Below are 4881 nucleotides of genomic sequence, written 5' to 3' on the forward strand. Positions count from 1 at the left end.
GAACTGCGCCTGCACGGCTTCACCTACGACACCCTGGCGCTGCCGGAGGGTGACCGGCACGCGAGCACCGATCTCGGCCACGCGCGCCGCGACCGCCGCACTCGGCTCGCCGGGGCGCACGCGCGTCAACTCGGCGGGCGCGATCGGCTGCACCTCGACGAACAGGTCGATGCGGTCGAGCAAGGGCCCCGACAGCCGCCCCTGGTACTCCTCGCCGCAGCGCGGGGCCTTGGCGCACTCGCGCGCCGCGTCGCCGAGATGGCCGCAGCGGCACGGGTTCATCGCCGCGACGAGCTGGAACCGCGCCGGGTAGGTCACATGCGCGGACGCGCGCGCGACCGTCGTCCGCCCGGTCTCCAGCGGCTGGCGCAGCGCCTCCAGGGCCTGGCGCGGGAACTCGGGGAGTTCGTCGAGGAACAGCACGCCGCGATGGGCGAGGCTGATCTCGCCCGGCCGCGCGCGATGGCCGCCGCCCGTGAGCGCGGCCTGGGACGCCGAATGGTGCGGGTCGCGGAACGGCGGCCGCGTGACCAGCCGCCCGTCGCGCAGCAATCCGGCGACGGAATGGATCATGCTGACCTCGAGCGCCTCCGCGGGCGTGAGGTCGGGCAGCAGCCCGGGCAGGCGCGCGGCCAGCATCGACTTCCCCGCGCCGGGCGGGCCGATCAGGATCAGGTTGTGCCCGCCCGCGGCCGCGACCTCGAGCGCGCGCTTCGCCGTCTCCTGGCCCCTCACGTCGATGAGGTCGAGGCCGGGCGGGGCGGGCGGCAGGTCGGGGCGGTCGGGCGGGCCGATCACCTGTTCGCCGCGGAAATGGTTGATCAGGTGCAGGAGCGACTCGGCCGGCAGCACGCGCGCCTCGCCCGCCCAGGCCGCCTCCGCGCCCTGGCTCGCCGGGCAGATCAGGCCGAGGCCGCGCGCGGCGGCGCCGATCGCGGCCGGCAGCACGCCCGCCACCGGGGCGAGCCGGCCGTCGAGGCCGAGCTCGCCGAGTGCGGCGTGGTCGGCGAGATCCTCGATCGGCACGATCCCCATCGCGGCGAGCAGCGCGAGCGCGATCGGCAGGTCGAAATGGCTGCCCTCCTTCTGCAGGTCGGCCGGGGCGAGGTTCACCAGGATCCGTTTCGGCGGCAGCGACAGCCCGATCGAGGTCATCGCCGCGCGCACGCGCTCGCGGCTCTCGCCCACCGCCTTGTCCGGCAGGCCGACGACCGCGAAGGCCGGCAGCCCGGGCGCCACCTGCACCTGGATCTCCACCGGAACGGTCTCGATGCCCTGGAAGGCGAAGCTGGCGAGGCGGGCGAGCATGTGCGGGCACCCTAGCGGCGCGCCCCCGCCGTCTCAACCGGCGCGCGGATCGCCCGGCGCGGTGTCAGTCCTCGGCGGCCTCGTCGCGGGACGGACATGTGCGCCCGGAGCCGAGCCAGAGCGGATCGAGCAGCGCCGCGAGCCCCATCTGCGCGTCGAACCCGACCTGGTCGGCGCGCGCGCCCTCCGTCCCCGCCCCGAGCACCGCGGCGAGGTGCCGGTCGAGTTCCGCCCCGCCGCGCGGTCGCCGCCTGATCCCCGGCCGGCGAAGGTTCGACCCTTGCCGGCCGGGGATCAGGTCCTGGTCGTGCGCGCGGCGGAGCGGGCGGCCGGCCTCAGCCGCCCGACTTGATCGCGATCCGGCTCGCGGGCTTGGCGAGTTCGGGCGGCTTCGGCACCGTCACCGTCAGCACGCCCTTCGTGAACTCGGCGGTGACCGCGTCCGCCTGGGGCGAGAACGGCAGCTGCAGCGTGCGCGAGAAGGCGCCGTAGCTGCGCTCCTGCACGTGCCAGCCCTTCTCGTCCTTCACGGTCTCGGTCTTCTTCTCGCCGCGGATGGTGAGCAGGTCGTCCTCGACGGTGAGCTCGACGTCCTGCTCCGTCATCCCGGGCAGCTCCGCCGTGACGACGAGGCCGGTCTCGGTCTCGCGCACGTCGATCGCCGGGCGCCAGTCGGCGCGCATCACCGGGGTCGGCGCGAGCGTGCCGAAGGCCTGCTCGATCCGCTCCTGCATGCGGCGCATGTCCTCGAGCATCCGGTCGAGGCCGCCGCCCGTGAACAGCGATGGCAGCATGGCCATGGCATCTCCCTCCTTCGCTTGTGTCGATGATCGTGGCGCGGGAGGCGGGCACGCGGGGTGCTGCCCCCTACGGAACGCCACGCTATGTCCAGGAGATCGAAACGACCTTGACCTGAATCAAGCCCTGCCGGGGCGCATCGGCGCGTAGTGCCAGACCGAGGCGGGCGGCAGGTTGGCGGGCGTCCACGCCACCCGCCGCCCCCTGAGCCCGAGCTTGCGCGCCGGCAGCGGCGAGGTGATGCAGTAGGTGTAGTGCAGGAAGCCGCGCCCGGGAGCGACCGCCTGGATCGCCTCGACCAGCGCGCGCTGGCGCGCGAGCGGCAGCAGCACCAGCGGGATGCCGCAGACGACCGCGCCGATGCCGCCCTGCCGGTCGGGGGCGAGCAGCGCGGGCAGCCGCCAGGCGTCGCCGCAGAGCACGGTCACGCCCGGGAAGGTCGCGCGCAGCACCGCCGCCATCTCCGGCACGATCTCGACGACGGTCAGCCGTGAGGGCGCGATGCCGCCCTCGATCAGCGCGCGCGTGATCGCGCCGGTCCCGGCGCCGAGCTCGACCACGCCGCCCGGCGGGCCGGCCCGCACCGCCGCCGCCACACGCCGCCCGAGCGCGGGGGAGGACGGCACGATCGAGCCCATCTCCAGCGGGTTGGCGAGCCAGCGGCGGAAGAACAGCCAAGCCCGGGCGGCGGCGGACCGGGCGGCGCGGTTCGGCTCGGCATGGTCGGCATGGGCGTGCGGCATCGGGCGACTCGGCTGGACGGGAGGAGGGGGCAGGCGGGGGTCGCGTTCGGAACCATGCGACAGGCGACAATTCTATCGCACTTCGATGACGATCGCGATTTGCCCCCGGCGCGCTTTTGGCGATGCAACGGCGGCGGGTTCGTGCCATGGTCCCGCCGCACTGCTGCAGATCGATCCATGAGCGCACGCATCCTGGTCGTCGACGACGTTGCCCCCAATCTCCGCCTGCTCCAGGCCAAGCTCGCCGCCGAGTACTACGAGGTGCAGGCGGCGCAGGACGGCCCGGCGGCCCTCGAGGTCGCGCGCGAGTGGCTGCCCGACGTGATCCTGCTCGACGTGATGATGCCGGGGATGGACGGGTTCGAGGTCTGCCGCCGCCTGAAGGCGGATCCGGCCACCGAGCACGTGCCGGTGGTGATGGTGACCGCGCTCGGCGAGACCGCCGAGCGGGTGCGCGGGCTCGAGGTCGGCGCCGACGACTTCCTCACCAAGCCGGTCGACGACGAGGTCCTGTTCGCGCGCGTGCGCACGCTCGTGCGGCTGAAGCGCCTGCTCGACGAGTGGCGGCTGCGCTCCGAGACCACGCACCAGCTCGGCGTGCAGCCCGACAGCCAGACCCTGCCCAGCGTGCGCGGCTGCCGCGCGCTGCTGGTCGACGACAGCGACGCCGATGCCGAGCGCATCCTCGCCGCGCTCGATGCCGAGGGGATCCGCTGCGACCGCGTCGCCACCCCGGCCGAGGCGATCGAGCGGCTCGCCGCCGCCCCCTTCGACCTCGTGGTGCTCGATCTCCAGCTCGGCGCCGAGGACCCGCTCAGGCTCACCTCGCGGCTGCGCGCCGACGGCGCGACGCGAGAGACGCCGGTGCTCATGGTCGCCGATCCCGAGTACCGCCGCCAACTCCATCGCGGGCTCGATCTCGGCGCCAACGACTACATCCTGCGGCCGATCGACCAGAACGAGCTGCGCGCGCGCGCGCGCAACCAGATCCGCCGCAAGCTCTACCAGGACCGGCTGCGCGCCGATCTCGCCTACTCGATCTCGCTCGCGCTCACCGATCCGCTGACCGGGCTGCACAACCAGCGCTACCTGCGCGGCCATCTGCGCGCGCTGGTGGCCTCGATGCGCGCCTCGGGCGGCTCGCTCGCGGCGATGATGCTCGACCTCGACCACTTCAAGGCGATCAACGACCGCTACGGCCATGCCGCCGGCGATGCGGCGCTGCGCGCGGTCGCGGGCTGCATCCGCGCGCATGTGCGGCTGTTCGATACGGTCGCCCGCTATGGCGGGGAGGAATTCGCCGTGGTGATGCCGGGGGCGACGCTCGCCGACGCGCTGATCGCCGCCGAGCGGCTGCGGCGCGAGGTGGCGACGCTCGCCTACCAGCCGCTGGGGCAGGAGCGGCACGTCCTGACGGTCAGCATCGGCGTGGCGGTGCTCGCCGCGGATGCGGCGGGCAGCGACGAGGCGCTGGCGGACGGGCTGCTGCAGCGCGCCGACCTGGCGCTCTACGAGGCCAAGCGGCAGGGGCGGAACCGGGTGATCGCGCGGGAGGCGGACGGGGAGATGCTGCCGGCCTGCTGAGGGCCGGTCCGCGGGCGGGCCGATCGCACCCGCGCCCTGCGTCTCGCCCTCGGAGCCGTCCTCGCCGGGGCGGAGGCGGGCGGGGCGCTACTTGATCTTCGCTTCCTTGAAGACGACGTGCTTGCGCGCCACCGGATCGTACTTCCTGAACTCGAGCTTGCCGGTCGCGGTGCGGGTGTTCTTCTTGGTCACGTAGAAGTAGCCCGTGTCGGCCGAGCTCACGAGCTTGATCAGCACGGTGTTGGCCTTCGCCATGATGGTCTCTCCTCGGGCCGGACCGGGGCGGCCGGGCGGCGGCGCCTAGCGCTCGGCGCGGGTCGGCGCCGGCAGGCTTGTGCTCTCGTCGGGGCCGCGGAAAAGCCACAGCGCCACGGCGATGTCAAGCGCGCCGCCCTCCGCCGGCGGGCAGGCGCCGCGCAAGGCGGCGATCTCCTCGGCGGCCGGCACG

The 4881-nt window shown here is 74.1% G+C and carries 6 protein-coding genes; 1 reads left to right on the forward strand and 5 read right to left on the reverse strand.

Features of this window, described 5'->3' with window-relative positions; translation table 11 throughout:
• The 4 genes from FK498_RS17370 to FK498_RS17380 form a co-directional block, all read right to left on the reverse strand.
• A partial coding sequence (locus FK498_RS17370; RefSeq protein WP_237561000.1) for a YifB family Mg chelatase-like AAA ATPase occupies nucleotides 1-1308 on the reverse strand: 1308 nt, incomplete at its 3' end.
• A 64-nt stretch (nucleotides 1309-1372) separates the two neighbouring features.
• Entirely contained in the window at nucleotides 1373-1513 is a 141-nt protein-coding gene (locus FK498_RS19475; protein WP_161988471.1) for a hypothetical protein, read from the reverse strand.
• Between the two features lie 130 nt (nucleotides 1514-1643).
• Entirely contained in the window at nucleotides 1644-2108 is a 465-nt protein-coding gene (locus FK498_RS17375) for an Hsp20/alpha crystallin family protein (protein ID WP_141856782.1), read from the reverse strand.
• A gap of 117 nt (nucleotides 2109-2225) precedes the next feature.
• The gene (locus FK498_RS17380) at nucleotides 2226-2849 is read right to left on the reverse strand and encodes a class I SAM-dependent methyltransferase (protein ID WP_141856784.1); all 624 of its coding nucleotides are present in this window, start codon (nucleotides 2847-2849) and stop codon (nucleotides 2226-2228) included.
• A gap of 177 nt (nucleotides 2850-3026) precedes the next feature.
• Here FK498_RS17380 and FK498_RS17385 point away from each other — a divergent pair, with 177 nt between their 5' ends.
• The gene (locus FK498_RS17385; RefSeq protein ID WP_141856786.1) at nucleotides 3027-4433 is read left to right on the forward strand and encodes a PleD family two-component system response regulator; all 1407 of its coding nucleotides are present in this window, start codon (nucleotides 3027-3029) and stop codon (nucleotides 4431-4433) included.
• 87 nt (nucleotides 4434-4520) lie between these two features.
• Here the strand turns inward: FK498_RS17385 and rpmG are convergent, their stop codons facing one another.
• Nucleotides 4521-4688: a 50S ribosomal protein L33 gene (gene rpmG / locus FK498_RS17390; RefSeq protein WP_141856788.1), complete on the reverse strand. Its 168-nt coding sequence runs from the start codon at nucleotides 4686-4688 to the stop codon at nucleotides 4521-4523.
• Nucleotides 4689-4881 lie beyond the last annotated feature (193 nt).

The organism is Elioraea sp. Yellowstone, assembly GCF_006704265.1.
Classification (GTDB): Bacteria; Pseudomonadota; Alphaproteobacteria; order Acetobacterales; family Acetobacteraceae; genus Elioraea.

Coding starts and splice junctions, on each gene's coding strand:
- FK498_RS17375 (WP_141856782.1), bottom strand. CDS start 2,108: ATGGCCATGCTGCCATCGCTGTTCACGGGCGGCGGCCTCGACCGGATG.
- FK498_RS17380 (WP_141856784.1), bottom strand. CDS start 2,849: ATGCCGCACGCCCATGCCGACCATGCCGAGCCGAACCGCGCCGCCCGG.
- FK498_RS17385 (WP_141856786.1), top strand. CDS start 3,027: ATGAGCGCACGCATCCTGGTCGTCGACGACGTTGCCCCCAATCTCCGC.
- rpmG (WP_141856788.1), bottom strand. CDS start 4,688: ATGGCGAAGGCCAACACCGTGCTGATCAAGCTCGTGAGCTCGGCCGAC.